Raw genomic sequence first — 25,652 nt, 5'->3', positions numbered from 1 at the left:
CTCTCCCTGCGAGAGCCCGCCGGTCGCGCATTCGGGCCATCCTTTTTGATGGTCCATTGGCCCGATCGCGCCACAGGGGTGCGGTCGCGTTGAAAAAGGTTCCGGAGCGCCACAGCGAAGCGCCCGAACCGCCCATGGACGGTCATGGGGCAGGATTGCAGGACGTTCGGTCAGCCGCTTTGCGGCCCACATATTCCACCGAGCTTCTTGTTGTCTTGCCCGTGGCTGGCCAAACCGAAGCCAAGGCGCGTGCGGAAGACCAGACGGTTTTCCCTAACGGCGCGTCGAACAAGCCAGGGAATTGGCGCGCCGGAATGCGGCGTGGGCCTTTCCCGCCACGAAGGACAGAACATGTTCAATCACCACAAAGTTGAAATCGAATGGGGCGGCCGTCCGCTCATCCTCGAGACCGGCAAGATCGCGCGTCAGGCTGATGCCGCCGTGCTCGCCACCTACGGCGAGACCGTCGTGCTCGCCACCGTCGTTTCGGCCAAGGAGCCGAAGCCGGGCTTCGACTTCTTCCCGCTGACCGTCAACTACCAGGAAAAGACCTACGCAGCCGGCAAGATCCCCGGCGGCTACTTCAAGCGTGAAGGCCGTCCGAGCGAGAAGGAGACGCTGGTCTCCCGCCTGATCGACCGCCCGATCCGCCCGCTCTTCGCAGCCGGCTACAAGAACGATACCCAGGTCGTCATCACGGTTGTCCAGCACGACCTCGAAAATGATCCTGATATCCTGTCGATCGTTGCCACCTCGGCTGCCCTGACGCTCTCGGGCGTGCCTTTCATGGGCCCGATCGGCGGCGCGCGCGTCGGCTACATCAACGGCGAATACGTGCTCAACCCGCACATCGACGAGATGCAGGAATCGAAGCTCGACCTCGTCGTCGCCGGCACCGATGCCGCCGTGCTGATGGTCGAGTCGGAAGCCAAGGAACTGGCTGAAGACATCATGCTCGGCGCCGTCATGTTCGGTCACCGCGGCTTCCAGCCGGTCATCGACGCCATCATCAAGCTGGCTGAAGTGGCTGCCAAGGATCCGCGCGATTTCACCGCGCCTGACTATTCCGAACTTGAAGCAGAGATGCTGAAGATCGTCGAAGGCGAACTGCGTGACGCCTACAAGATCACTGACAAGCAGGCCCGCTACACCGCCGTCGACGCGGTCAAGTCCAAGGTCAAGGCCGCCTTCGCTGCTGAAGGCGACGAAGCTCCGAAGTGGTCGGCCGACAAGGTCGCCACCGTGTTCAAGGAACTCCAGGCCAAGATCGTGCGCTGGAACATCCTCGACACCGGTTCGCGCATCGACGGCCGTGACCTCAGCACCGTTCGCCAGATCGTCTCCGAAGTTGGCGTCCTGCCGCGCACCCACGGTTCGTCGCTGTTCACCCGCGGCGAGACCCAGGCGCTGGTCGTTGCCACGCTCGGTACCGGCGAAGACGAGCAGTATGTCGACTCGCTGACCGGCATGTACAAGGAGAAGTTCCTCCTTCACTACAACTTCCCGCCCTACTCGGTTGGTGAAACCGGTCGCATGGGTTCGCCTGGCCGCCGCGAAATCGGCCACGGCAAGCTCGCTTGGCGCGCAGTGCGCCCGATGCTGCCGGTTGCCGAGCAGTTCCCCTACACGCTGCGCGTCGTCTCCGAGATCACCGAGTTCGAACGGCTCGTCGTCGATGGCCACCGTCTGCGGCACCTCGCTGGCGCTGATGGATGCGGGCGTTCCGCTGCAGAAGCCGGTTGCCGGCATCGCCATGGGCCTGATCAAGGAAGGCGAGCGTTTCGCCGTCCTGTCCGACATCCTGGGCGACGAGGATCACCTCGGCGACATGGACTTCAAGGTTGCCGGCACGACCAACGGCATCACTGCGCTGCAGATGGACATCAAGATCGACGGTATCACCGAAGAGATCATGAACATCGCGCTCGGCCAGGCCAAGGACGGCCGCCTGCACATCCTCGGCGAAATGGCCAAGGCTCTGTCGGAAGGCCGCAAGGAACTCGGCGAGTTCGCTCCGCGCATCGAGGTCATGCACATCCCGACCGACAAGATCCGTGAAGTCATCGGTTCGGGCGGCAAGGTCATCCGCGAGATCGTCGAAAAGACCGGCGCCAAGATCAACATCGAAGACGACGGCACGGTCAAGATCGCTTCGTCGAACGCCAAGGAGATCGAGGCGGCCAAGAAGTGGATCCACACCATCGTGGCTGAGCCGGAAGTCGGCGAGATCTACGAAGGCACGGTCGTCAAGACCGCGGACTTCGGCGCCTTCGTCAACTTCTTCGGCCCGCGCGACGGCCTCGTCCACATCTCGCAGCTTGCCAACGACCGCGTTGCCAAGACCTCGGATGTGGTCAAGGAAGGCGACAAGGTCTGGGTCAAGCTGATGGGCTTCGACGAGCGCGGCAAGGTCCGTCTGTCGATGAAGGTCGTCGACCAGGAAACGGGCAAGGAAATTGCTCGCGACAAGAAGGCCGAAGGCGAAGAAACCGCCGCTTGAGCTGCTGCTTGATGCAATAATGGAAGGGGCGCGGCCACATGGCCGCGCCCCTTTTTACATTGGGGGGATCATGGGTGACCGCAAGCCAAGTCTGAGACGGATTGATGTTCCGGACTGCGACTCCGGGGCCTCCCGCGCCAATGGTTGTCGCCGATGAAGAGCGCCTGCTCTTCGGTTACTACCTGCAGCCTCGTTCCGGTGATGGTTCGTTCGAGACTTGCGCGATTGTCAGCGCCGATTCGTATCGCGCCCTCAAGTTCGGTTATCCCAACGACGAGGCACTGATCGGGCATCGTTATGCGCCGTTGGGGCTCACGGCCTACGAAGCTTATGAGGTGCTGGACTCAGAGTGGATCGCTGAAATGACGGCGGCCAATCGTTTACATCGGAGCCATTCGGACAGGATGTTTGCAGCTGACCGTCATTTTGTATTCGCTTTCCACGACTCCGTCCTGGAGTTCGTCACATCCGGCCAACCGGAGGTGACATCTCTGCGCGGACAATTGCCAGGTTTGCTTCTTGCCAAGGTTGGCGGTCAGGCAAAGAACGAGTAAGCGAGAGACTTGGCGGCTGCTAAGACTGGCTCCTGATCGAACGCCCAGACACACCCGGAAGACACCATGCCACGCGATGCACTGAAGACGCTGTTCTATCCCTTTGAGGCCGAGCTTCTGGCGATGCCGGGGCAGGGCACGCGTGCCCTGTTCATCGGGGCCGAGCCGGGCTTCAGGAAGCCCCAGGGCTTCGATGCCAGGCTCTCGCTGGTTCAGGGCTTCCGGCCGCATGTGCTGGCTCTGGCGGCCGCTGGGCACGATGTTACGGCGCGTGCCGAGGAAGACGGCTTCGACATCACGCTGGTGCTGGCCGGGCGCCATCGCGGACTGAACGAGCTGCGTGTCGCCGAGGCGATCGAGCGTACGGCGCCAGGCGGGCTGATCGTCGTCGCCGGCGGCAAGGACGATGGCATCGCCAGCCTGCGCAAGCGGCTCGGCGGTCTGCTCGAGATCGAGGACCACCTGCCGAAATATCACGGCACCGCGCTGTGGTTTCGCCGCACCGCCCAAATGGACACGGCCGCTGTAGCCTTGCGGGCCGACAATCCCGACATGCTGGTCGAGGGCCGTTTCCACACCGCGCCCGGCATGTTCTCGTTCGAACGCGTCGATGCTGGCTCGCGCCTACTGGCCGACAATCTGCCTGCTGACATCAAGGGCAAGGTCGCCGACTTCTGCGCCGGCTGGGGTTATGTCGCCGCCGAGGTGGTCACGCGTGCCAAGGACCTCAAGGCGCTCGACCTGTTCGAGGCCGACTTCGATGCACTTGAAGCGGCCAAGGCCAACCTGCCCGTTGCTCCGGTCGCGCCTGCTTTCCATTGGCAAGACCTCGCCAAGGAGCCGGTCGAACGGCGCTACGACATGGTGGTGATGAACCCGCCCTTCCACCAGGATCGTGACGCGGACCCGGAGATCGGCCAGCGCATGATCAAGGCGGCAGCCGCAGCGCTCAAGCCGGGCGGGCGCCTGTTCATGGTGGCCAACCGCCATCTGCCCTATATGCCGGTGCTGGCGCAGGCCTTTTCGTCGGTCGAAGAAATCGCCGTCGACAGTGCCTTCAGGGTCTATTCCGCCAAGCGCTGACGGTCAGTGCACGCTGGCAATGCCTTCGGTGCCCTGCGTCAACGCCGGGTCGCCGAGGCTGAGCGGCGCCGGGCGGCCGAAGAAATAGCCCTGCACTTCCTGGCAACCGGCGGCCCTGAGCAGGGTCGCCTGGTTTTCCGTCTCGACGCCCTCGGCGATCGTACGCACGCCGAGCGCCCGCGACAGGCCGACGATCGTCGACACCACGGCGCCCGAATTGCTGTCGGTTTCCATGCGGCTGACGAAGGAGCGGTCGATCTTGAGCTTGTGGAACGAGAAGTCGATCAGATAGGCGAGGTTCGAGTAGCCGGTGCCGAAATCGTCGACCGCCACCGAGATGCCCATTGCCGTCAGCTGCTTGAGGATCAGGGCGGCGCGGTCGCGGTCCTGCATCATCGCCGACTCGGTCAGTTCCAGTTCGAGCCGCTTGGGCTCGATGCCGGTTTCCTTGATGATCCGCTCGACCATGCCGACGAAGTCGCGGGTCATGAACTGAACCGGCGAAATGTTGACCGCAACGAAGCAGTCTTCCGGTAGCAGGCGTGCATCGGTACAGGCCTTGCGCAGTACCCACTCGCCGATCGGTGCGATCATGCCGGTCTCTTCAGCGACCGAGATGAACTCGACCGGCGGGATCATGCCGCGCTCGGGGTGGTGCCAGCGGATCAGTGCCTCGTAGCCGACGACGCGACCTGACGTCAGGTCGAGTTGCGGCTGGTAATGCAGGTCGAAGTCGCCGCGCTGGAAGGCGCCATGCAGTTCCGATTCCACCCATTGGCGATGGTCGGCAACCTTGCCCATTTCGGGCTGGAACACAGCCCAGTCGCCGATGCCGCTGGCGCGTGCATTCTGCAGCGCAAGATTAGAGCGGCGCAAAAGCACGACCGGGTCGTAGCCGTCCTTGGGCATGGCAACGACGCCGACCGAGACGTTGACCGACTGCTGGTGGGACTGCAACTGGTAAGGCCGCATCAGGTCGTGGATCAGGCGTTCGATGAGCGTCTCGAGCGAGCAGCGCAACATCTGGTCGGGATAGAGAATGGCGAATTCGCCGGCGCCGATGCGGCCGATGACCATGTCGCGGGGCAGGGCCGCCTTGAGCCGGGCGGTGAAGGCGCGGATCAGGGCGTCGCCATTGCTGTAGCCGATGGCGTCGTTGATCTGCTTGAAGCGGTCGATATCGATGTCGATCAGGAACATCGGCTTGCCGGTGCGGGCGGTGGCGGACGCAGCTTCGGCGATCTTGCCGACCATCGCCGGCCGCGCCAGTAGCCCGGTCAGCTTGTCGTAGAAGGTCTCGTTGAAGACGTAGTCGGCGGATTCATCGACGCCGGCGAAGAACGACATCGCAGCGATCGAGGCTGCCAGTGCGCAAAGTGCCGCGATGACCGCGCTGATCGTATCGCCCGACAGGCCGCCGACATTCTCGCCAAGGCCAAGTTTCAGGCCCCACATGCCCAGCACGAAGCTGCCCATGCCTGAAGCGGCGATGGTGATAAGCCGAAACGTTGGGCTTCGACGGGGGTTCCTGACGGCAGGCATGCTGATTTTCCTAACTTGCGTGGCATTTCTACCGATTCGCTCGTTAAGATCGATTGTGACGATTGTCTACAATTTTACCAGCAGACGGTTTGTTACAGCGCCGCGCGTCCTCCTGGACGCGCAAAAGACGCTGTAACAGTTCTGAATCTGCGCATGACCCCGAAAATCGTTTCGATTTTCGGGGTCATGCACTAATCGCGCCCGCCATCCATCTGCTTGAGCTCGTCCAGCGTCGGCATCGAGACGATGTGATAGCCGGAATCGACGTAATGGATCTCGCCGGTGACGCCCGACGACAGGTCGGACAGCAGATACAGCGCCGAGCCGCCGACCTCGTCGAGGGTCACGGTGCGGCGCAGCGGCGAGTTGCGCTGCTGGTAGGAGAACATGTGGCGTGCATCGGCGATGCCAGCGCCCGCCAGTGTGCGCACCGGGCCGGCCGAGATGCCGTTGATGCGGATGCCGCGCGGACCGTAGTCGTTGGCGAGATAACGCACACTGGCCTCAAGCCCGGCCTTGGCGACGCCCATGACGTTGTAGTTCGGCATGACGCGCACCGAGCCTGCATAGGTCAGCGTGATCATCGAGCCGCCTTCGTTCATCAGCGCTGCCGCGTGCTTGGCGACCTCGGTGAAGGAGAAGCACGAGATCACCATGGTGCGCACGAAGTTCTCGCGCGTGGTGTCGGCGTAGAGGCCCTTGAGCTCGTTCTTGTCGGAGAAGCCGATGGCGTGGACCAGGAAGTCGATGCCGCCCCACTTTTCCTTCAATGTCTCGAAGGCCGCGGCGACGGACGCGCTGTCTTCGACATCGCAAGGCACCAGGATCGAGGCCCCGACCTTCTCGGCCAGCGGCTTGACGCGGCGTCCGAAGGCCTCGCCCTGATAGGTGAAGGCGAGCTCGGCACCGTGCTCAGCAAGCTTCTGGGCAATGCCCCAGGCAATCGAGTGGTCGTTCGCGACACCCATGATGAGCCCGCGCTTGCCCTTCATCAATCCATCCATGTCAGGGTCCCTATGCGGAATGGCGCTGGAAAACGAGCGTGGCGTTGGTGCCGCCGAAGCCGAAGGAGTTCGACAGCACGGTATCTATCTTGGCATTGTCGATGCGCTTGCGCACGATCGGCATGCCTTCGAATTCAGGATCCAGCTCTTCGATATGGGCGCTTTCGCCGATGAAGCCACCCTGCATCATCAGGATCGAGTAGATCGATTCCTGCACGCCGGCCGCACCCAGCGAGTGGCCGGTCAGCGACTTGGTCGAGGTGATGTTGGGCAGGTTGCCGGCGAACACCTCGCGGATGGCGCCCATTTCCTTGCTGTCGCCCACCGGCGTCGAAGTGCCGTGGGTGTTGATGTAGTCGACCGATCCCTTCACCGTCGCCAGCGCCTGGCGCATGCAGCGCATCGCGCCTTCGCCCGACGGGGCGACCATGTCGTAGCCGTCCGAGGTCGCGCCGTAGCCGACGAGTTCGCAATAGATCCTAGCGCCGCGCGCCTTGGCATGCTCGAGTTCTTCCAGCACCAGCACACCCGCGCCGCCGGCGATGACGAAGCCGTCGCGGTTGAGGTCATAGGCGCGCGAAGCGACCGAAGCGCGGTCGTTGTACTTGGACGACATCGCGCCCATCGCGTCGAACAGGTTCGACATCGTCCAGTCGAGGTCCTCGTGGCCACCGGCGAACATGATGTCTTGCTTGCCCCACTGGATCATCTCAGCTGCGTTGCCGATGCAATGCGCCGAGGTCGAGCAGGCCGACGAGATCGAATAGTTGACGCCGTGGATCTTGAACCAGGTGGCGAGCGTCGCCGACGCCGTCGACGACATCGCCTTCGGCACCGCGAACGGCCCGATGCGCTTGGGGCTGTTGTTTTTGAGCGTGATTTCCGACGCTTCGACGATCGTGCGCGTCGACGGACCGCCCGACCCCATGATGATGCCGGTGCGTTCGTTGCCTGAAATATCGCTCTCTTCGAGACTGCTGTCGGCAATCGCCTGCTTCATGGCGACGTGGTTCCACATGCCGCCCTGCGACAGGAAGCGGGCGGCGCGGCGGTCGACAAGCTCGGTCGTGTCGAGGTTCGGCGAACCCCAGACCTGGCACTTGAAGCCATGTTCGGCGAAGGATTCGGAGAAGCTGATGCCGGACTTGGCGTCACGCAGCGAGGCTTGCACTTCGGAAGCGTTGTTGCCGATGGACGACACGATTCCAAGGCCAGTTACGACGACCCGTCTCATTCAGATTTCCTTTCAGAATGTCCGGCAGCCCTTAGGCTGCGGCTTCCTGCTTCGAGAGCCCGACCTTGAGGTCGGTGGCCTTGTAGATAGGTTCGCCATCGGCCTTCAACCAGCCATCGGCGATGCCCAGGACCAGGCGGCCGCGCATGACGCGCTTGAAGTCGATGCCGTATTCGACCTTCTTGACCGAAGGCGTGACCATGCCCTTGAACTTCACCTCGCCAGTCGAGAGCGCCATGCCCTTGCCGGACTCGCCGAGCCAGCCGAGGAAGAAGCCGGTCAGCTGCCACATGGCGTCGAGACCGAGGCAGCCCGGCATGATGGGGTTGCCGATGAAGTGGCAGGGGAAGAACCACAGGTCCGGCCTGATGTCGAATTCGGCGCGAACGAAGCCCTTGTCGAACTCGCCGCCGGTCTCGCTGATCTCGGTGATGCGATCGAACATCAGCATCGGCGGAGCAGGCAGCTGGGCATTGCCGGGTCCGAACAGCTCGCCGCGGGCACAGGCCAGCAATTCCTCGTAGCCGTAGCTGGATTTCTGATCGGCCATGAACACCTTCCCCGTCAACGTTTCGGGCGGTGCCACGCCCTTCTTGTGTGCTCTCACTAGCACAGACTGTTTGCAGCCGGAAACCGGCGATTGCGATTAACGTGCCCATCCGTGTGGGTCAATGCGCGCTATTGATCGCATTTGAGTGACAGAATATATGTCAGGCTTAGCTTGCCGGCTGCCTATCCAGTTTTTGGCACGTTTACAGGCTACAATTGGGGCGAAGGCTAACTTCGACGAGGCAACGAGTGGATTCCCACAAGGCTAGCATTGCTGTGGAAACGCGTGTCCGCGATGCGGGGCTCAGGCCCACGCGTCAGCGCATCGCGTTGGCCGAACTCCTGTTTGCCAAGGGCGATCGGCACCTCTCGGCTGAAGAGCTGCACGAGGAGGCCCTGTCGGCCGGGGTGCCGGTGTCGCTGGCGACCGTCTACAATGCGCTGCACCAGTTCACCGAGTCGGGCCTTTTGCGCATCCTGGCTGTCGAAGGCTCAAAGACCTATTTCGACACCAACACCTCCGACCACCACCACTTCTTCATCGAAGGCGAAAACCGGGTATTCGATATCGAATCGGGCCCCGTCACGGTCACCAACCTGCCGGAGCCTCCGGAAGGCATGGAAATCGCCAATGTCGATATCGTGGTGAGGCTCAGGCCCAAGCGCCCGGCCTAAGCCCGCGCAATCCTGACAGCTGGATTCTTGGCGCCCGTTGGCCGTCCCAGGGGACGCGCGGCGCTGCAGGTCATCAGTTCTCGATGCTTTCGCCTGGATAGGCACCCCAGACCTGAGACTGGTTGAGCCAGCCGCTCGTGCCGGCGAAACTCATTTCGCACCAATCGCCATTGCACTGCTTGATCGAGCCGATGACGCCGGGGTCGATGATGGCAACGGTACGCGCGCCCTGTTCGGGCTTGGCGAGCAGGTTGAGCTGCGCCGGCTTGCCGCGTTGCCAGGGGGCTGTCATTGCCGTGCGGTGACCCGATAGCAGCGACTGGTTGATCCAGCCCTCCGCACCTTCGGAATCGCGCACGCGGCGCCAGTTGTCATATTCCTGGATGATTTCCATCGGCAGGCCCGGCTTCAGGTAAAGCCAGTCGACCGGATAATTGACGCCAGGGCCGATGCGGGAATTGACCTTGCCCGACTTGAGGCTGACGAATCGCGGCAGCGGCAGCCCGCTCGGGCCGAGCGTTCCGTTCTGGGCGGCCATGGCAGGGCCGACGAAGCCGGCATCAGGCGAAACGAAAGCAAGGCCGATCAGTGCTGCGCTGACGGCCAGACGGAGCGACGCAAAACCAGACACTTCCGTAACCTCTGTTTGAACTTGGCGCCCTTGGGGCGGGCACCCTTTTTTCTTTGTCTTCGGCGGCACTGCTTGTTACACAGATTACCACTCATGGATCGGATTGCAGTTTCGCCGGTCTTGGTTAAAGAGGTCTCAACGAGATCTTCGTCGAGGATAGAATGGCCGGTCGAAAAAAGCCTCTCGTCGTCATTACGCGCAAGCTGCCCGACCAGGTCGAGACGCGCATGCGCGAACTCTTCGACGCGCGGCTCAACGTCGACGACCGGCCGATGAGCCAGCCGGAACTGGTCGCGGCGGTCAAAGAGGCCGACGTTCTGGTGCCGACGGTCACCGACACCATCGATGCCGCCCTGATCGAGCAGGCCGGACCCAATCTCAAGCTGATCGCCAATTTCGGCAACGGCGTCGACAAGATCGACGTTACCGCGGCTTCCAAGCGCGGCATTACCGTCACCAACACGCCGAACGTCTTGACCGAAGACACCGCCGACATGGCCATGGCGTTGATGCTCGCCGTGCCGCGCCGCCTGACCGAAGGCGCCAGCGTTCTCACCAGTGACAAGAAATGGGCCGGCTGGTCGCCGACCTGGATGCTCGGCCGCCGCATCGGCGGCAAGCGTCTCGGCATCGTCGGCATGGGCCGTATCGGCACCGCCGTTGCCCGCCGCGCCAAGGCTTTCGGCCTGTCGATCCACTACCACAATCGCCACCGCGTGCTGCAGTCGGTCGAAGACGAGCTGGAGGCGACCTATTGGGAGAGCCTCGACCAGATGCTCGCCCGCATGGACATCATCTCGATCAACTGCCCCTCGACGCCGGCGACCTTCCATCTGCTGTCGGGCCGCAGGCTCGCGCTGATGCAACCGCACGCCTATCTGGTCAACATCGCCCGCGGCGACATCATCGACGAGGACGCTTTGGTCAAGATGCTGCAGGACGGCAAGCTTGCCGGCGCAGCCCTCGACGTCTTCGAGCATGAGCCGGCGGTCAACCACAAGCTGCTCAAGCTCGCTGCCAAGGGCAAGGTAGTGCTGATGCCGCATATGGGCTCGGCCACCATCGAGGGCCGCATCGACATGGGCGAGAAGGTCATCATCAACATCCGCGCTCATGTCGACGGGCACCGCCCGCCTGACCGCGTGCTGCCGCTCAGGACCTGAGGTTCTTTCGTATCAGGTTTGCGTTGCCCCTCATCCGCCTGCCGGCACCTTCTCCCCGTAAACGGGGAGAAGGGACAAGCGGCAACGTCTATGCCCTCGTCGCCCCGTTTACGGGGAGAGGGTAAGGGTGAGGCAGCGTCAATCTAACCAGAAATACGGATGTCGCCATCAACGCCGACACGCACTTGCTTGCCGTTGAAGGCCGCGAAAGCTTCCCGCCCAAGCTTCACCGCCACCGGCGTTTCCCAGCCCATCTCGCGCGCCACGATCAGCCCGAGCAGCAGGATGGCGTCGGGCTCGTGCAGCACCAGCGCTGCCGGCGCATGGCCGGCATGGACCAGTTCCATCAACACCGCCGATGCCGAAGACGAGCCGATGGTACCGGGCAAAAACAGCACCTTTCCTGATATGCCCTGGCCGCATTCGGGATGGCGCACATCGGCGATGCGCCCGGATTTGGGATCAACCCCGCCCCAGAAGCTGATAGGTGCCGACAGGATAAGGCCCGGGCCTTCGCCCGTCCTGCCAGGAACCAGGATTTCGGCGCGCGTGTTCATGAGCTGAGCCTCGCAAACACCGGTCGACCAAGAACGGCACTTTCGACGCAATCGGCAAGCGAGCCATAAAGCACGGCGTAGCCGGTGTTGGCAGGCGCGTATTGCGCGAACTTCCCCGAATTGGTCATCAGCACGCCGTTTGTGCGGTCAGGCAGGATCGGCGTCACCACCACGCAGGTGTCGGCGACGACGACCACGCCCAGGACCTCCAGCGCCTTGCGCCGCCCGTTGCGGTCGAGCTCGGTCAGGACATGTCGCCCGGTGCAGGCATGGATCGGCACGCTGAGCCGTCGCCCCGATATCAGCCGCTCCAGCGAGTCGAATTCGGCCAGCGACAGATGCGGGCTGCCGATGGCGACGGCGTCGATTCGCTCTGTGCCTTCGGCGGTCGATAGCCTGGCCTGGGCAGAAGCGACCATCTGTGGCGTCACCCGGATCGTTGTTTCCGCGTCGAGGCCGCCCAGCGCCGTCTTGGCATCGGGTGCTTCCGGTGTCACGCCAGATAAATGGAACAGCCCGACAGCACCCGACGAGGCGGCCGCCGCGCCGAACGCCTTGAGCGCGTCCTCGCCGGGACTTTGGGTCACGCCTGTCACCACGCCGATGGCGTCGCCAACCTCGCGGCCATAGAGGCTGCCGAGCACCGGCCAGGCGATTTCGGAAGCGAGGAATGCCCGGGGTAGGGCCGAGACGTCGAAGACCAGATTCGCCAGGCGGTTCTCCTGGCGGTGCAGACCATAGTCGGGCGCACGGCCCGATATCGCGCAGGCGATGTCGAGGAAATCGCCATAACGGTTGGTGCGCGCGCCGAGCACCGAATTGCAGAACACCACCGCATTCGATTCGCCCCAGGCGACATCAGCGCCGAAAGCGGGCCGGTGGCCGGCCTGATAGGGCGCGCAGGTCCAGCTCGGCTCGCAACCGAGCTTGCGGTAGGCTTCCATCATCCGCCGCGCCATGGAGCGTTGCGGCTCTTCCAGGCGCACGCGCGAGCAGCCCATGAGATCGAGCGCGCCGACATTGAGTGTCGAACGCACGGCAACGTGGGCGCGGCCCTCGACCAGCCTCTCGGCGAACAGCGTACCCGAATCGCCATGGTAGAGCGCGCCGTCGATATGCGCCGAGGCAATCGGGATCAGCCTGGGCGCGCCGAGCAGGGCGGCACTTTCGGCGACGATGCGCATCGCCATCGCCGCGCCATCGCTGCCGCTGGCGATTCGCCGCTCGTCATTTGTGAGTGCGAGGCTCAACCGAGCATCTTTCGAAAGGTGATCGAGGTCGGACGGTCGAAGCCCTCATGTGCAGTACGCTCGAACTCGACGAAACCCATCCGCGCGAAGGTCGTGTGGTTGGCAGCGAGCTCGATCCGCGTCTGCAGTTCGAGCACTGGTTTGCCCTGTTCGATGGCGTAACGCTCGGCTGCGACCATCAGTGCCCGGCCGATGCCCGCGCCGCGCGCGCTGTCGTCGACTGCCAGCTTGCCGACATAAAACACCTCGGCCCGTTCGGCGGCGAAGATGCAGCCGACGAGCCGCCCTTCAAGCATGGCGATGAAGCAGACTTCGTCCCTGGCCTTGTCCAGCAGATTGGCCAGCGTCAGCCGATGCGCCGACGATGGCGGGTCGATGACGCCGTCCATATAGGCGAAGGAGCGCATGATCAGGTCGAGCAGTTCAGCCCAGCGGTCAAAATCCTGGGGCAGGCGGGCAATGGTCACGTCAGCGGTCATGGCTCACGAGGCTTTGTAACGCACGGTGTCGAAACGCGCTGCGAGCGCATCGTAAAGCAGCAACCGGCCGACAAGCGGCTCGCCGACGCCGGTGATCAGCTTGATCGCCTCCATCGCCTGCAAGGTTCCCATGACACCGGTCAGGGCACCGAGCACGCCGGCCTGGGCACAAGACGGCACCAGGCCCGCCGGCGGCGGTTCGGGGAACAGGTCGCGATATCCGGGGTTGCGGCGGCCGTCGGCACCCGTCTCGAACGGCTTCAGCACGGTGATCGAGCCGTCGAAGCGCCCGACAGCGGCATGCACCAGCGGCCGCTTCACTGCGGCACTGGCATCGGCAACCGCATAACGCGTCTCGAAATTGTCAGAACCGTCGATCACCAGATCGTAACCGGCGATCAACTCGGCAGCATTTTCGGTCGTCAGCCTGAGCTTGTGCAGTTCGACCGTCACATGCGGGTTGATGCGGGCAATCGCCGCCTTTGCGCTCTCCGCCTTGGACAAACCGACCGACTGGGTATCGTGGATCACCTGGCGCTGCAAATTGGACAGCGAGACATGATCGTCGTCGACGATGCCGAGCGTACCGACGCCCGCTGCCGCAAGATATTCCAGCACCGGTGCGCCGAGACCGCCGGCGCCGATCACCAATACGCGCGCGCGCTTGAGCTTCTGCTGGCCCGGACCGCCGATCTCCGGCAGCACGATATGGCGCGCATAGCGTTCGAGTTCTTCCGGGGAAAGCGGTGCTGCCTGGTTCATGGCACAACCATATCGCCGCCAGTTCTGCTTGTCAGTCCGGTAGTGGCGGGATCTATCGGTCCACCCTGTCCGGGAAAACGGTGGCGCTGACGCTGCCATGGTCGACAGTCAAAAACTGTGCCCGTCCGATAAGGCTCGAAAACAGGCTCGCTTCGGTGCCGGTCATGAAGGCCTGGCAATTCAGCTCTTCAAGGATCGAAAACAGTGCCGCGCGGCGGCCGGCATCGAGATGGGCGGCGATCTCGTCGAGCAGAAGGATGGGTGCTGCGCCCGCCATCTCGCCGGTCAGCCGTGCATGCGAAATGACGATGCCGATCAACAACGCCTTCTGCTCGCCGGTCGAACACAGCTCCGCCGGCATGGATTTCGGCTTGTGACGCACCAAAAGGTCCGAGCGATGTGGGCCATCAAGCGTGCGTCCGGACGCACGATCGCGCTCGCGCCCGTCGGCCAGCGCTTGCCGGAATCGCTCTTCCAGCTCCACCGCCGGCATGTCGCCGATACTTTGTTCGAGGCTTCCGGCGAGGCTCAGTTCGGCCTGCGGGAAAGGGCCGGTCTCAGGCATCCGCCCGATCATCGCCGTCAAAAGCCGCACCATCTCGACACGCGCAGCGGCGATCGCCGCTCCTGTCTCGGCCATCTGGATCTCGATCGCGTCGAACCAGGCGTTGTCGCGACGGTCCTCGGCAAGCAGACGGTTGCGGCCGCGCATCGCCTTTTCATAATCGAGCGCGCGCTGGCCGTGCGCCGGATCGATCGCCAGCACCAGCCGGTCGAGGAAGCGCCTGCGGTCGCCGGCGGGGCCGGTGAACAGCGCGTCCATCGACGGTGTCAGCCACACCACGCGCAGCCATTCGAGCATGTGGTCGGCCTTGGCGGCAGCACCGTTGATGCGGACGCGCCGTCCTGCTTCGCCCATGGCTTCTGGTGCTGTGCCGGTGCCAATCTCGGCATCGCCGATCGGTCCTTTGATTGCGGCATGCACGGCAAAGCTGCCCGCGCTGCCCTCGCGGGCGACATCGGGATAAGGCGCGCGGCGCAGGCCGCGCCCGGGCGTGAGCAACGAGATCGCCTCGAGCAGGTTGGTTTTGCCGGCGCCGTTCTCGCCGGTGAACACCACCGCGCCCGGCCTGAGGTCGAGCGACAGCGAGTTGTAATTGCGGAAGTCCGTAAGTGTAAGCTTACTGATAAACGTCGAGGGGATGCGTTTCCGCTCTCCCCCCGTATCCGGCTCTTGCATTGGGTTGCGCGCGCTACACGCGCATCGGCATCAGCACGTAGAGAGCGTTCTCGTCGGCTGTGTCGTGGATGAGCGTGGGCGAACCGGCATCCGCCAGCATGAAGCGGGCTTCGCTGCCCTTGAGCTGAGCGGCGACGTCGAGCAGGTATTTGGCGTTGAAGCCGATCTCGATGGGGTCCGACGAATAGTCAGCGGCAAGTTCTTCGACAGCACTGCCCGAATCGGGGTTGTTGACGGCGAGCGTCACCAGCCCGTCGGCGATCGACAGCTTCACCGCGCGGCCGCGTTCCGACGAGATCGTCGACACACGGTCAACGGCCGCGGCAAAGCTCTGGCGGTCGATGATCAGCTTCTTGTCGTTGCCGCTCGGAATGACACGCTGATAGTCGGGGAAGGTGCCGTCGATCAGCTTGGAGGTCAGGATCACGCCGCCGATGGTCAGGCGCATCTTGGTATCGGAAATCTCGGTCGTCACCGCGACATCCGGATCGTCGATCAGCTTCTGCAACTCGGACACGGTCTTGCGCGGGATGATGATGCCCGGCATGCCCTCGGAGCCGGCCGGCGCCTCGACCTCGGCACGCGCCAGGCGGTGGCCGTCGGTGGCAACCGCGCGCAGCATCAGCTTGCCGCCGCTTTCATGCGTGTGCAGGTAGATGCCGTTGAGATAATAGCGTGTCTCTTCGGTGGAGATGGCGAACTGGGTCTTGTCGATCAGGCCCTTCAGCGCGTTGGCCTCGAGCCGGAAGATATGGGAAAACGTGCCGGCCGAAAGCTCGGGGAAATCCGACTGCGGCAGGCACTGCAGGCGGAAGCTCGAGCGGCCCGACACCACCGACATGGCGTTGCCGTCCTCGTCGGTCTTCAGCATCACTTCCGCGCCATCGGGCAGCTTGCGCACGATGTCGTAGAGCAGGTGCGCCGGAACCGTGGTGGCGCCGCCCTGTTCGACGCTCGCCGGCGTCGCTTCCGCAATCTCGAGATCGAGATCGGTCGCTTTCAGTTCGAGGCTCGCGCCATTGGCCTGCAGCAGCACGTTGGACAGGATCGGAATCGTGTTCCGCCGTTCGACCACGCGGTGCACGTGGTTCAGCGACTTCAACAGGTTGGAGCGTTCCAGGATAACACGCATGACGAAACAGGCTCGCTTCTTTGAAGGTGCGGGTTCGCGGGCTCGAATGCGCCCGGGAAAGCCCGCAACACGATCGGAATTGTGCTGAGTCTGACAGTAAAAACTATGGAAAGGCAAGCCCGCGCAGCGACTCCAAGGCCGTTGCACGGGCGTTCTGGGGATAAGTCTCAGGCGTCAAACTGTCGCCTGCGCCGACAAACCATCAGGCCTGGTCGTTGATCAGCCTTCTCAGCAGTTCGAGCTCCTGGGCCAGCGTGTTGTCGCCACCCGACAGGTCCTCGATCTTGCGCACCGCATGCAGCACGGTGGTGTGGTCGCGGCCGCCAAAACGCCGGCCGATCTCGGGCAGCGAGCGCGGCGTCATCACCTTGGCCAGATACATCGCGATCTGGCGCGGCTTGACGATGGTGCGAGTGCGGCGGTTCGACAGAAGCTCGGTCTTCGACACGTTGTAGTGGCGGGCGACGATGCGCTGGATGTCTTCGATGCGCACGCGCTTGGGTTCGCCCGAGCGATAGATGTGGCCGAGGATCTCGTCGATGCGCTCGATCGACAGCTGCGGTTCGAACGACTGGCGGAAGATCAGCTGGTTGAAGGCGCCTTCAAGCTCGCGGCCCGAGCCGGTGACGGTGCGGGCGACATGGGTGAGGATCTCCTCATCCATGGCAAGGTTTGGGTCTTCGTTCTTGGCGCCGGCAAAGCGCAGCTTGAGCATGCCAAGGCGCATGCCGAAGTCCGGCGCCGACATTTCGAGCGCCACGCCGCCATTGAGGCGCGAACGCACACGTGGCTCGAGCGATTCCAGCTCCGCCGGCGGACGGTCAGCGGCAACCACCACCTGCTTGGCCGAATCGAGCAGCATGTTGATGAGATGGCAGAACTCGTGCTGGATCGACTTGCCTTGCAGGAACTGCATGTCGTCGATGATCAGCAGGTCGATGTCGCGCAGCTGCTCCTTGAGGGTCAGCGCGTTGTTGTCGCGGATCGCGGTCGCAAAACGCCACATGAAGTATTCGGCAGTCAGGTAGACGACGCGCGACTTCGGGTTCTGGCGCAGCGACTCAGCCGCGATCGCCTGAAGCAGGTGCGTCTTGCCGAGGCCAACGGTGGCATGGAGGAACAGTGGGTTGAAGCGCGAGTTCGATTCCGCCACCGCACGCGCCGCAGCGAGCGCCACGCGGTTGGAAGGGCCTTCGACGAAGGACTGGAAAGTATAACGCGGGTCGAGCGGCGAGCCGAGGACGTTCTGCTTGAACTCCTGGTCTGCGGTGCCATTGCGCGTTGGGGCGGGGCGTTCAGCCGTACGCCCGGCCGCCGCCGTGCTGGTGGCAAGGGCCGTCTGCGCCTGGCGCACCGGCTTGCGCAGCGATGCGGCTTCGGTTTCCACGCCGGGACGCGCCATGCGGGTCGCCGTACGGATGATGATCTCAAGCTTCAGAAGCTCCGGCTCTTCCTGGCGCCACAGCTCGGAAATGAGGTCGAGATAATGGCTGTTGATCCAGGAACGCAAGAAAGCGGTCGGCACCGAAAGGCGCACGACGCCCTTGGATGTTTCCGCAAGCTTCATGCGGCCAAACCAGCTCGAGAAGACCTCGCTGCCCAGGCGAACCTGAAGCTGCGTCTTGACCCGGTCAAAATTCTTCTCTGCGGCGCTGGTTGCTGCCACTGCGTTGCCCTCGATCAGTTCGCCGGTAAAAAGAAAGCCCGCATTTGCTTCCCTTTCGATGCCGCTTTGCATTGTCGCAATCCCTAACCTTCGGTCCTCGTTGCCGTATGGGGATGCGCCGCTCGCATCTCCACCGGTATTTCATTCAGGATGCTGGCCGCTTCCGGCTGTAGCCCCCAGTGCATGGCCTCCGGAGATCGACACCGATCTTCGGAAGGGTCCGCGCACAGTTTCATTGTGCTGCAGCGTCCTTGCACGTCCGAACGGACATGTGGCGCTGTCGTTGCCAGTCGTCAGCGCGCTTTACGCTGTCTTCTGGCTGGAGCCGCGGGGGCTGCAACTCCAGGCAAATGCGTAGCCATCCGGCGAAGTCGCCGGTGCAATGCAAAGTCACCATGCCGTGTATCCCCACACGCCCCAAGTATATATATCGAATTGGGCATACCTCCCCCGGACGCGGATTCCATCCACGCCGAGAACGCCGCCGATTTTTTGGCTTGGCTGAGGGCTAGGTGCCCGTCCCTTCGATAAAAAGACCTTACAAAAATCGCTGTGGACAGGGCAAGGCCGAGTCTAACCCGTTTTTAATGAATCTGCTTACCTCGGCGTCGGATTCAAAGCTTGCGGGTCCCCTTCAAACGGACAAAGCCGTTGTGATTCAAACCCTTTTCCGGGGATCGAAAAAAACCGCACCCCGCCCGAAATAATTTTAAAAGAATCCGCTTGACACCAACTTGTCCCCCGAGCCCTGCGGGCAGCTTGAACAAGCTGTGGATGACCGTGCACAAGCCCATGAAATCACAGGGGAATTTCTGACACGGTGAGTCTGGTTGTAGGCCTGCTTCCGACAGTTGTAGTTATCAGAATAGCCGCATATGCCGGCAAAGATCTTGGCCCTCTAAGGGCATGCTCCAGCGGCCCATGGGGCGGCTTTTTCGGCCAACTGCCGGCAAAAGAAAAACCCGGCTGGTGAGGCCGGGTTGATCAGAAATCCAATTGCTTGCAGGGCTTAGGCGGAAAGCGCCTTGAGCCGCTGTGCCAGACGCGAAACCTTGCGCGAGGCGGTGTTCTTGTGCAGGACGCCCTTGGTGGCGGCGCGCATCAGTTCCGGCTGGGCGGCGTTGAAGGCGGCCTCTGCCTTTGCCTTGTCACCCGAGGCCAGAGCCTCTTCGACCTGGCGGACATAAGTCCGGACGCGTGAGCGGCGGTTCTTGTTGACCGCTGCGCGGCGGGCGATCTTGCGCGTTGCCTTCTTGGCCGAGGAGGTATTGGCCATGGTGCCTCTCTTTGATCTCTAGGTGGGCGCGAGCGGCTTCCCGCAGAGCGCAAAAATCAGTCGGGCGTCCCTAGGGGCGCCTCAGTTGGTGCGGCTTATAGTTCAGCTTGCTTCCAACGTCAACGCGATTCAGGTCAGCGGTTGTGGAAATTCGCAGTCCTTTTCTCGGCAAAGGCGGCCATGCCTTCCTTCTGGTCGTCGAGCGAGAACATCGAATGAAACACGCGGCGCTCGAAGCGCAGGCCTTCGGCAAGCGTTACTTCATAAGAACGATTGACCGCTTCCTTGCACATCATGACTGCCGGCAAGGAGAAGTCGGCGATCTTGGCCGCCGCCTTCATCGCTTCTTCCATCAGGTCGGCCGCCGGCACGACTCGCGAGACGAGGCCGGAGCGCTCGGCCTCGGCCGCATCCATCATCCGGCCGGTCAGGCACATGTCCATTGCCTTCGACTTGCCGACGAAACGGGTGAGTCGTTGCGAGCCGCCCATGCCGGGCATGACGCCAAGTGTGATCTCGGGCTGGCCGAACTTGGCAGAGTCGGCGGCGATGATGAAGTCGCACATCATGGCGAGCTCGCAGCCGCCGCCCAGCGCGTAGCCGGCGACCGCGGCGATCATCGGCTTGCGGTTGCGGGCGAAGGCCTCCCAGCCGGAGAAGAAGTCTTCCATATAGGCGTCGACATAGCTCTTGGCCTGCATCTCCTTGATATCGGCGCCGGCCGCGAAGGCCTTTTCCGAGCCGGTGATGACAATGGCGCCGACGCCCTGGTCCGCTTCGAAGCTGCCGGTGGCTGCCAGGAGTTCGGCGAGCACTTGCGAGTTCAGCGCATTGAGCGCCTTCGGTCGGTTGAGCGTGATCAGCCCGACCTTGCCGCGTGTTTCCACGATGATCGTTTCATAGGCCATCTTGCGGCTCTCCCTGTCTCGCAGCGCTACCAATGAGGCTTTGCTCTAGCTCAGCGCTGGCACTGGCGGCAATAGAAGGTTGAGCGCCCGCTCTGCACGATGCGCTCAATATGGCCGGCACAGCCGCTGTGCGGGCAGGGTTCGCCCTCGCGGTCATAGACGGAGAAGGAGTGCTGGAAGTAACCCAGCGAGCCGTCGGTGTGGACGTAGTCGCGCAGCGAAGACCCTCCTGCGGCGATCGCATCGGCAATCACCTCTCGCACGGAGGTCGCAAGCAGCGTTGCCCGCTCCCGCGCGACCTTGCCGGTGCCGGCGATGGTGCCGGCGGCCCGCGTGGGGGAAAGCCTGGCGCGCCACAGCGCTTCTGCGACATAGATGTTGCCGAGGCCGGCGATCAGTCGCTGGTCGAGCAGGGCCGCCTTGAGCGGTGTCTTCTTGCCTTCGAACAGCTGGGCAAGAAGCGCGCCGTCGAGCGTGTTGCCGGTCGGCTCGACGCCGAGACCCGACAGCATCGGATGTTCCACGCCGTTGCGCTCGGCAAACAGCATGAAGCCGAACCGCCTGGGGTCGTTGAAGACGACACGCGCCGGCACGCCCTTGGCATCGGCAACGTGAAAGACGACGTGGTCATGCGTCTCCGACTTCGACCGTTCGTGATGGAAGCTGCCCGGTGTCGCCGCGTCCTCGTCGGTTTCGACGCGGAACGAGCCGGACATGCCGAGATGGCAGATCAACAGCGGGGCGTCCTCGACGTCGGCGATCAGATATTTGGCGCGCCGGCCAAGCGAGGTGATCTTTCTGCCCGCCAGGCGCTCGCCGAACTGCTCGGGGAAGGGGTAGCGCAAATTCGGCCGGCGCGTCTCGACGCGCTCGATGCGCGCGCCTTCCAGCACCGGCTGCAGTCCACGCCGGACGGTTTCGACTTCGGGCAATTCAGGCATGGCTGGCGATCGTTTCGAGGAAGGAGTTGCCGTGGCGCCCGGGCGCCAGGCTGAGATGTTCGGCCACGGTCTCGCCGATGTCGGCGAAGGTTGGCCTCAGGCCAACATCGCCGCCGGGAAGGCCCTGGGCAATACCGATCACCGGAATGCGCTCGCGCGTGTGGTCGGTACCAGGCCAGCTCGGATCGTTGCCGTGGTCGGCGGTGAGGATGAGCAGGTCACCCGGCTTGAGCTGCGCGAATGCTTCCGGCAGGCGTTTGTCAAATGCTTCCAAAGCAGCAGCATAACCCGGCACGTCGCGGCGGTGGCCGAACTCGGTATCGAAGTCGACGAAATTGGCGAAGACCAGATCGCCGTCGCGGGCATCGTCCATGGCGCCGAGCGCCTTGTCGAACATCGCCATGTTGCCGACGCCCTTGCGGATTTCGCTGATGCCGCGATGGGCAAAAATATCGCCGATCTTGCCGATGCCGATGACCTTGCTGCCGCGCGCGGTCAGCCTGTCGAGTAGCGTCGCCTCTGGCGGGGGGGTGGCGTAGTCGCGGCGGTTGGGCGTGCGCAGGAACGTCTCTTTGCTCTCGCCGAGGAAGGGACGGGCGATGACCCGGCCGATGTTCAGCGGGTCGACGAGGCGGCGGACGACCTGGCACAGTTCATAGAGCCGCTCCAGCCCGAAATGGGTCTCGTGCGCGGCGATCTGCAGCACGGAATCCACCGAGGTGTAGCAGATCGGCTTTCCAGTCCTGATATGCTCTTCGCCGAAGCGTTCGATGATCTCGATGCCTCCGGCGTGGCAGTCGCCCAAAATGCCTGGGACCTTGCCCTCGTGGATGATCGCCTTGGTCAGTGAAGCAGGAAATGTCGGAACGGTCTGCGGGAAATAACCCCAGTCGAAGGTCACCGGCAGGGCTGCGATTTCCCAATGGCCAGATGGTGTGTCCTTGCCGCTCGAGATTTCCTGGGCTGCACCATGAAAGGCATCAGCGCGCAGCGGCGTGCCGCCGGCGAAATCGAAGCCGCTCGCCACTTTCGCCGCGCGGCCAAGTCCGAGCGATGCCATGTTGGGAACGTCGAGCGGGCCGGCGCGTAGCCCTTCGCGGTCAGCGCGGCCTTCAGCGCAGGCGCGCGCGATATGTCCGAAGGTGTCCGATCCGACGTCGCCAAAGCGCGCGGCGTCCGCCGCTCCGCCGATGCCGAAGGAATCCAGGACGAACAGGAATGCACGCGCCATCTACAATGGGTTCTCGGTTGCCAGTCTGCCAGACATAAGATCAGTCGCCGGTATTGGCAATTATCCGGTGAAAGGCAGCTGACAGGGGTCGCGATGCAAATCCACAGTTTGATGTTCGGGCAGGCTTAGCGTTCAGCAGCCCGTGCAGGGAACGCTCTGGCTCATGCGTGGACGTAGATAATAGGACTCGGACATCGAAATGCCGTCGAAAGCGGCGGCAAGCCCAAGCACAGGCTTGCTTTGCGCCGCCCACGTAATGACCGGCTTGTATTCGAGGTCGCTTTCGACGCGAATGAGGAACGTGCCCTTGATCTTGAGAGCGGGCGGCACCGTCGTGGCGGTCCCTTTCACAGCATCCACGCTCGCCACGCCGTTGACGAGCTTGCGTGACCAAACGACTTGCACTTTTGGTGTCGCTTCGTCGGTGATCTCGATCGCGGTGACGATGATCTTGCCAGTACTGCGATTGTAGGGCTGCAGGATAGACTCACCGATGCTCATTACCGCGTCGACTTCAGTGCTGGTGATGGTCTGCTGTTGGGTGATCAGATCGGCGATCATCGATCCGGCGCGGCTGACCTTCTTGTTGGTCTCGATCGCTTGCGAGACTTCCATGGTCACGAAATAGAGCGAAAAAAGCAGCGGCGCGATCAAGGCGAATTCGACCGCCGCAATGCCGCGCTTGTCACTGATCAGGGCGCGCGCGCAAGACCGCCATCGCTCCAGCATGGATCTCGCGCAGACAGACATGTTGCCCCTTTCCCAGGCCACGGTCTTTGACGGCCGGCCAGTCCAGTCAGTCGTTAAACGGCTCGTTCTGCCAGGTGACGGTCGCATATTGCAAAAACTTGCCGCCCTTGAGGTTCGACATCGACGCCCGCATGAAGTCGGTGATGACAGGCCATCTGTAGAAGACCTGCAGCATGTTCTTGGACATTGACGGACCTGGCGTCACCGCGAAACCCGTCGTGTCGATATCCTTGTCGCTTGTCAGCTTGATCTTTACCTTTGCCGCATCGGCAAAGGTTGGATAGCTGCGCAGATCGACGACCAGCTCGGGGCAGCCCTTGGCAACAAGGATCTCCAGCTTGTCGCAGATCATCTTCTCCAAGGAGACTTTCGTAACAGTCGCCGCCCTGACCTGCCCTGTGCGCAGTTGCCTGGCGACATCGTCGGCGGCGTTGGACAACACCTGCTGGCCGGCAAAGGCGATGCAGCTTTCCAGAATGGCGAAGACCAGCAACGAAAACGGTATTGCCAGTATGACGAACTCGATCGCCGTACTGCCGCTCTGGTCCCGCATGAAACGGGCAAGGAAGCCTCGCTTCGGTCCGTTCACATCATTGCTTTCTGCAGCCGCTGCTTTGCTCATGTCCCGACCGCCTCGAGTGGTTCAGGCCGACGTATAAGGGAAAGCTCTTGAAGCCCGGTTTGAATGATCCGGAAAATTGCGCATGCTCGGTTTACCGGCCGTTGACCATGCCTGATGAACTCATGCGCCAAACTATTGGCTGGCGTTCATCTCGCTCTCGGACATCCGCTCGGCGTCACTCTTGTAGGAACTCTCGCAATAGGGCGTGCATGAAAGTGTCTGGACCTCCGAGCGCCGGTAGATCCGCACGGACGAGGCGTCATGGCGGATGACAGTCACCTGCTCGTCGACGATCGGGCTGCCTTCGGCATCGAGCACGACAAGGTTGGTGACGCCGAAACCCTTGCCGGTGAGCACGATGGTCGAGGCGTCCTGGATCGCAGCATCGGCGATGGACGAGTTGCCAACCACGATGGTGTCGGCCGGGCGGGTAAGCCGCACGATCTTGGCCTGGTTCATCGTCACTTCGATACCCGCGCCCGCATATGTATGTGTTGCAGCGGCAAGCGATGCCAGCCAGGTGCAGGCTCCCAGGACATATAGGTTTGGCTTGGCCATGATAGGCGCCCCCTTGGCGGCTGTCGGTATCGGTCAACTGTTCAATGGAAGATGAACGACTTTGGTGAACCAACGGTTAAGCGCCTGGCCAGGACAACCGCAGGGCGAAACGGCACCGCGCTGACGTGCTCGCATGCCCAAGCTGCAACAGCAAACAGCCGCGACTTCTGAGCGGCTGGATCACCGACAATTGTTGGGCCTGGCTTAGTTTGCGGTTAACCACACGAAGCCAAGCCGCGGCGAAAGGTTTCGGTAAGGCTGTTTATTAAGTCGATTGAAAGAGCTCCCCGCTAGGTTGCAGTCATCCGATCGACGACAAAGAAATGTTGGCGGAAGTGCTGTAACACGGAGCAAGGAGCTTTCAATGTCTAACCTCATCGCACGTTTTGTGAAGGACGAATCCGGCGCGACCGCCATCGAATACGGTCTGATCGCCGCCCTTATCGCCCTCGCCATCATCACCGGCGCTACCGCCGTTGGCACGCAGTTGGCCGCGAAGTTCACGAATGTCGCTACGACCCTTTCGGCTGTGCCGGCCCCGTGATTTTGGCCTGAGGCCTTTTGCGGCGCTTTTGTCGGCAAATTACGTAAGAAGGCTGCCCGCATGGGTGGCCTTTTTGCTTTCTGCGGCTGCCGGAGATGTTGCCGCTAACTTCATCGAAGCTTAACGCCGAGATGTTAGATTGATAGATGTTCTGGATCGCGAGCACCTGGCCATGCTTGAAGCACTGATCTTTGTCGTTTTCCCCTTTTGCATGGTCTATTCGGCCGTCTCCGATACGATGTCGATGACCATCGCCAACCGTGTGCCGTTGCTGTTGCTCGGCGTGTTCCTCATCGTTGCGCCTCTGACTGGCATGGGCTGGGTCGGGATCGGTACGCATTTGGCCACGGGCGCTTTGCTGCTGACCATCACATTCGCGCTCTTCGCACTTGGCGGCATGGGCGGCGGTGACGCCAAGCTGATCGCTGCCACCGGTGTCTGGATGGGGTTCGGAGCGCCGTTGATGCAGTATCTTCTCACTTCGGCGATCCTTGGTGGCCTGTTGACGCTTGCGATCCTGTCCTTCCGCAGCTCGGCACTGTCGCACATCACCGGGCAGAACATGTTTCTCAGGAATTTTTCCAAGGATGCGGGCGGCGTGCCTTACGGGATCGCACTCGGGCTCGGCGGGCTTGTCACCTATCCCGCGTCGCCGCTGGTGGTCTGGGCGGTCGAGCGTTTGGCGGCACAATAACTGCATGGCCAGCAGGCCTGCGTAAGAAACAATTAATCACGCTCGTAAGGACTGCATTAACCATAAGTTGACGATTGCCTATGCAAAGTCCGGCTTGGCTTGATGGG

At 62.6% G+C, this 25,652-nt stretch carries 25 protein-coding genes and 1 pseudogene; 7 read left to right on the top strand and 19 right to left on the bottom strand.

Features of this window, described 5'->3' with window-relative positions; all coding sequences use genetic code 11:
* Nucleotides 1–351: 351 nt before the first annotated feature.
* The 3 genes and pseudogenes from pnp (at nucleotide 352) to ACHMW7_RS26795 (ending at nucleotide 4,137) form a co-directional block, all read left to right on the top strand.
* Nucleotides 352–2,500, top strand: a pseudogene (gene pnp, locus ACHMW7_RS26805) (polyribonucleotide nucleotidyltransferase).
* A gap of 140 nt (nucleotides 2,501–2,640) precedes the next feature.
* Nucleotides 2,641–3,054: a hypothetical protein gene (locus tag ACHMW7_RS26800; protein ID WP_395448416.1), complete on the top strand. Its 414-nt coding sequence runs from the start codon at nucleotides 2,641–2,643 to the stop codon at nucleotides 3,052–3,054.
* Between the two features lie 66 nt (nucleotides 3,055–3,120).
* On the top strand, nucleotides 3,121–4,137 hold the full coding sequence (locus ACHMW7_RS26795; protein ID WP_395448415.1) for a class I SAM-dependent methyltransferase: 1,017 nt from the start codon (nucleotides 3,121–3,123) through the stop codon (nucleotides 4,135–4,137).
* A 3-nt stretch (nucleotides 4,138–4,140) separates the two neighbouring features.
* Here the strand turns inward: ACHMW7_RS26795 and ACHMW7_RS26790 are convergent, their stop codons facing one another.
* The 4 genes from ACHMW7_RS26790 to fabA all read right to left on the bottom strand — a co-directional run bounded on the left by ACHMW7_RS26790 (nucleotide 4,141) and on the right by fabA (nucleotide 8,467).
* Entirely contained in the window at nucleotides 4,141–5,679 is a 1,539-nt protein-coding gene (locus tag ACHMW7_RS26790; RefSeq protein WP_395448414.1) for a putative bifunctional diguanylate cyclase/phosphodiesterase, read from the bottom strand.
* A gap of 191 nt (nucleotides 5,680–5,870) precedes the next feature.
* Nucleotides 5,871–6,683, bottom strand: coding sequence for an enoyl-ACP reductase FabI (gene fabI, locus ACHMW7_RS26785; RefSeq protein ID WP_395448413.1), 813 nt, complete (start codon nucleotides 6,681–6,683; stop codon nucleotides 5,871–5,873).
* 10 nt (nucleotides 6,684–6,693) lie between these two features.
* Complete coding sequence (gene fabB, locus ACHMW7_RS26780; protein ID WP_395448412.1) at nucleotides 6,694–7,917, bottom strand: beta-ketoacyl-ACP synthase I; 1,224 nt, start codon at nucleotides 7,915–7,917, stop codon at nucleotides 6,694–6,696.
* 31 nt (nucleotides 7,918–7,948) lie between these two features.
* Nucleotides 7,949–8,467 (bottom strand): 3-hydroxyacyl-[acyl-carrier-protein] dehydratase FabA, encoded by a 519-nt coding sequence (gene fabA / locus ACHMW7_RS26775; protein WP_395448411.1) that lies wholly within the window; start codon nucleotides 8,465–8,467, stop codon nucleotides 7,949–7,951.
* A 275-nt stretch (nucleotides 8,468–8,742) separates the two neighbouring features.
* On the opposite strand from fabA, the gene irrA reads away from it, so the two are divergent.
* Nucleotides 8,743–9,141, top strand: coding sequence for an iron response transcriptional regulator IrrA (gene irrA / locus ACHMW7_RS26770; protein ID WP_395448410.1), 399 nt, complete (start codon nucleotides 8,743–8,745; stop codon nucleotides 9,139–9,141).
* A 73-nt stretch (nucleotides 9,142–9,214) separates the two neighbouring features.
* Here the strand turns inward: irrA and ACHMW7_RS26765 are convergent, their stop codons facing one another.
* Nucleotides 9,215–9,772: an SH3 domain-containing protein gene (locus ACHMW7_RS26765; RefSeq protein WP_395448409.1), complete on the bottom strand. Its 558-nt coding sequence runs from the start codon at nucleotides 9,770–9,772 to the stop codon at nucleotides 9,215–9,217.
* A gap of 161 nt (nucleotides 9,773–9,933) precedes the next feature.
* On the opposite strand from ACHMW7_RS26765, the gene ACHMW7_RS26760 reads away from it, so the two are divergent.
* A complete protein-coding gene (locus ACHMW7_RS26760) occupies nucleotides 9,934–10,935 on the top strand; it encodes a 2-hydroxyacid dehydrogenase (RefSeq protein ID WP_395448408.1) in 1,002 nt (333 codons plus the stop codon).
* Between the two features lie 143 nt (nucleotides 10,936–11,078).
* Here the strand turns inward: ACHMW7_RS26760 and ACHMW7_RS26755 are convergent, their stop codons facing one another.
* The 14 genes from ACHMW7_RS26755 to ACHMW7_RS26690 form a co-directional block, all read right to left on the bottom strand.
* Entirely contained in the window at nucleotides 11,079–11,492 is a 414-nt protein-coding gene (locus ACHMW7_RS26755; RefSeq protein WP_395448407.1) for an aconitase X swivel domain-containing protein, read from the bottom strand.
* Nucleotides 11,489–12,742, bottom strand: coding sequence for an aconitase X (locus ACHMW7_RS26750; protein WP_395448406.1), 1,254 nt, complete (start codon nucleotides 12,740–12,742; stop codon nucleotides 11,489–11,491). Before ACHMW7_RS26750 ends, ACHMW7_RS26755 begins: the two co-directional genes overlap by 4 nt.
* Nucleotides 12,739–13,221 carry a GNAT family N-acetyltransferase gene (locus ACHMW7_RS26745; protein WP_395448405.1) on the bottom strand — a complete coding sequence of 161 codons (483 nt, stop codon included), beginning with the start codon at nucleotides 13,219–13,221 and terminating at the stop codon, nucleotides 12,739–12,741. The genes ACHMW7_RS26750 and ACHMW7_RS26745 overlap by 4 nt, the downstream gene beginning before the upstream one ends.
* A gap of 3 nt (nucleotides 13,222–13,224) precedes the next feature.
* Complete coding sequence (locus ACHMW7_RS26740) at nucleotides 13,225–13,983, bottom strand: molybdopterin-synthase adenylyltransferase MoeB (RefSeq protein WP_395448404.1); 759 nt, start codon at nucleotides 13,981–13,983, stop codon at nucleotides 13,225–13,227.
* Between the two features lie 52 nt (nucleotides 13,984–14,035).
* Nucleotides 14,036–15,187 carry a DNA replication/repair protein RecF gene (gene recF / locus ACHMW7_RS26735; protein WP_395451450.1) on the bottom strand — a complete coding sequence of 384 codons (1,152 nt, stop codon included), beginning with the start codon at nucleotides 15,185–15,187 and terminating at the stop codon, nucleotides 14,036–14,038.
* A gap of 49 nt (nucleotides 15,188–15,236) precedes the next feature.
* On the bottom strand, nucleotides 15,237–16,355 hold the full coding sequence (gene dnaN, locus ACHMW7_RS26730) for a DNA polymerase III subunit beta (RefSeq protein WP_395448403.1): 1,119 nt from the start codon (nucleotides 16,353–16,355) through the stop codon (nucleotides 15,237–15,239).
* 202 nt (nucleotides 16,356–16,557) lie between these two features.
* On the bottom strand, nucleotides 16,558–18,093 hold the full coding sequence (dnaA, locus tag ACHMW7_RS26725; protein WP_395448402.1) for a chromosomal replication initiator protein DnaA: 1,536 nt from the start codon (nucleotides 18,091–18,093) through the stop codon (nucleotides 16,558–16,560).
* A gap of 937 nt (nucleotides 18,094–19,030) precedes the next feature.
* Nucleotides 19,031–19,297 carry a 30S ribosomal protein S20 gene (gene rpsT, locus ACHMW7_RS26720; RefSeq protein ID WP_067965745.1) on the bottom strand — a complete coding sequence of 89 codons (267 nt, stop codon included), beginning with the start codon at nucleotides 19,295–19,297 and terminating at the stop codon, nucleotides 19,031–19,033.
* Between the two features lie 134 nt (nucleotides 19,298–19,431).
* Nucleotides 19,432–20,205 (bottom strand): enoyl-CoA hydratase, encoded by a 774-nt coding sequence (locus ACHMW7_RS26715; protein ID WP_395448401.1) that lies wholly within the window; start codon nucleotides 20,203–20,205, stop codon nucleotides 19,432–19,434.
* A 50-nt stretch (nucleotides 20,206–20,255) separates the two neighbouring features.
* The gene (gene mutM, locus ACHMW7_RS26710; protein ID WP_395448400.1) at nucleotides 20,256–21,146 is read right to left on the bottom strand and encodes a bifunctional DNA-formamidopyrimidine glycosylase/DNA-(apurinic or apyrimidinic site) lyase; all 891 of its coding nucleotides are present in this window, start codon (nucleotides 21,144–21,146) and stop codon (nucleotides 20,256–20,258) included.
* Entirely contained in the window at nucleotides 21,139–22,377 is a 1,239-nt protein-coding gene (locus tag ACHMW7_RS26705; protein WP_395448399.1) for a phosphopentomutase, read from the bottom strand. Before ACHMW7_RS26705 ends, mutM begins: the two co-directional genes overlap by 8 nt.
* Before the next feature lie 132 nt (nucleotides 22,378–22,509).
* The gene (locus tag ACHMW7_RS26700) at nucleotides 22,510–23,031 is read right to left on the bottom strand and encodes a pilus assembly protein (protein ID WP_395448398.1); all 522 of its coding nucleotides are present in this window, start codon (nucleotides 23,029–23,031) and stop codon (nucleotides 22,510–22,512) included.
* A 142-nt stretch (nucleotides 23,032–23,173) separates the two neighbouring features.
* The gene (locus ACHMW7_RS26695) at nucleotides 23,174–23,749 is read right to left on the bottom strand and encodes a TadE/TadG family type IV pilus assembly protein (protein WP_395448397.1); all 576 of its coding nucleotides are present in this window, start codon (nucleotides 23,747–23,749) and stop codon (nucleotides 23,174–23,176) included.
* A 132-nt stretch (nucleotides 23,750–23,881) separates the two neighbouring features.
* Complete coding sequence (locus ACHMW7_RS26690) at nucleotides 23,882–24,307, bottom strand: pilus assembly protein N-terminal domain-containing protein (RefSeq protein WP_395448396.1); 426 nt, start codon at nucleotides 24,305–24,307, stop codon at nucleotides 23,882–23,884.
* A 364-nt stretch (nucleotides 24,308–24,671) separates the two neighbouring features.
* Between ACHMW7_RS26690 and ACHMW7_RS26685 the strand changes: the two genes are divergently transcribed.
* Together ACHMW7_RS26685 and ACHMW7_RS26680 are read left to right on the top strand one after the other, a co-directional pair.
* On the top strand, nucleotides 24,672–24,851 hold the full coding sequence (locus ACHMW7_RS26685; protein WP_395448395.1) for a Flp family type IVb pilin: 180 nt from the start codon (nucleotides 24,672–24,674) through the stop codon (nucleotides 24,849–24,851).
* 172 nt (nucleotides 24,852–25,023) lie between these two features.
* A complete protein-coding gene (locus ACHMW7_RS26680; RefSeq protein WP_395448394.1) occupies nucleotides 25,024–25,545 on the top strand; it encodes a prepilin peptidase in 522 nt (173 codons plus the stop codon).
* Nucleotides 25,546–25,652: the final 107 nt, after the last annotated feature.

It is taken from the genome of Aminobacter sp. UC22_36, assembly GCF_044056035.1.
Taxonomy (GTDB): Bacteria; Pseudomonadota; Alphaproteobacteria; order Rhizobiales; family Rhizobiaceae; genus Aminobacter.
This window is presented reverse-complemented; position numbering and strand designations above follow the sequence as displayed.

Coding starts and splice junctions, on each gene's coding strand:
- dnaN (WP_395448403.1), bottom strand. CDS start 16,355: ATGCGTGTTATCCTGGAACGCTCCAACCTGTTGAAGTCGCTGAACCAC.
- ACHMW7_RS26755 (WP_395448407.1), bottom strand. CDS start 11,492: ATGAACACGCGCGCCGAAATCCTGGTTCCTGGCAGGACGGGCGAAGGC.
- fabI (WP_395448413.1), bottom strand. CDS start 6,683: ATGGATGGATTGATGAAGGGCAAGCGCGGGCTCATCATGGGTGTCGCG.
- rpsT (WP_067965745.1), bottom strand. CDS start 19,297: ATGGCCAATACCTCCTCGGCCAAGAAGGCAACGCGCAAGATCGCCCGC.
- mutM (WP_395448400.1), bottom strand. CDS start 21,146: ATGCCTGAATTGCCCGAAGTCGAAACCGTCCGGCGTGGACTGCAGCCG.
- ACHMW7_RS26795 (WP_395448415.1), top strand. CDS start 3,121: ATGCCACGCGATGCACTGAAGACGCTGTTCTATCCCTTTGAGGCCGAG.
- fabB (WP_395448412.1), bottom strand. CDS start 7,917: ATGAGACGGGTCGTCGTAACTGGCCTTGGAATCGTGTCGTCCATCGGC.
- ACHMW7_RS26760 (WP_395448408.1), top strand. CDS start 9,934: ATGGCCGGTCGAAAAAAGCCTCTCGTCGTCATTACGCGCAAGCTGCCC.
- ACHMW7_RS26680 (WP_395448394.1), top strand. CDS start 25,024: ATGCTTGAAGCACTGATCTTTGTCGTTTTCCCCTTTTGCATGGTCTAT.
- ACHMW7_RS26695 (WP_395448397.1), bottom strand. CDS start 23,749: ATGAGCAAAGCAGCGGCTGCAGAAAGCAATGATGTGAACGGACCGAAG.
- ACHMW7_RS26800 (WP_395448416.1), top strand. CDS start 2,641: ATGGTTGTCGCCGATGAAGAGCGCCTGCTCTTCGGTTACTACCTGCAG.
- ACHMW7_RS26740 (WP_395448404.1), bottom strand. CDS start 13,983: ATGAACCAGGCAGCACCGCTTTCCCCGGAAGAACTCGAACGCTATGCG.
- ACHMW7_RS26745 (WP_395448405.1), bottom strand. CDS start 13,221: ATGACCGCTGACGTGACCATTGCCCGCCTGCCCCAGGATTTTGACCGC.
- ACHMW7_RS26790 (WP_395448414.1), bottom strand. CDS start 5,679: ATGCCTGCCGTCAGGAACCCCCGTCGAAGCCCAACGTTTCGGCTTATC.
- ACHMW7_RS26705 (WP_395448399.1), bottom strand. CDS start 22,377: ATGGCGCGTGCATTCCTGTTCGTCCTGGATTCCTTCGGCATCGGCGGA.
- ACHMW7_RS26685 (WP_395448395.1), top strand. CDS start 24,672: ATGTCTAACCTCATCGCACGTTTTGTGAAGGACGAATCCGGCGCGACC.
- ACHMW7_RS26715 (WP_395448401.1), bottom strand. CDS start 20,205: ATGGCCTATGAAACGATCATCGTGGAAACACGCGGCAAGGTCGGGCTG.
- ACHMW7_RS26690 (WP_395448396.1), bottom strand. CDS start 24,307: ATGGCCAAGCCAAACCTATATGTCCTGGGAGCCTGCACCTGGCTGGCA.
- fabA (WP_395448411.1), bottom strand. CDS start 8,467: ATGGCCGATCAGAAATCCAGCTACGGCTACGAGGAATTGCTGGCCTGT.
- dnaA (WP_395448402.1), bottom strand. CDS start 18,093: ATGCAAAGCGGCATCGAAAGGGAAGCAAATGCGGGCTTTCTTTTTACC.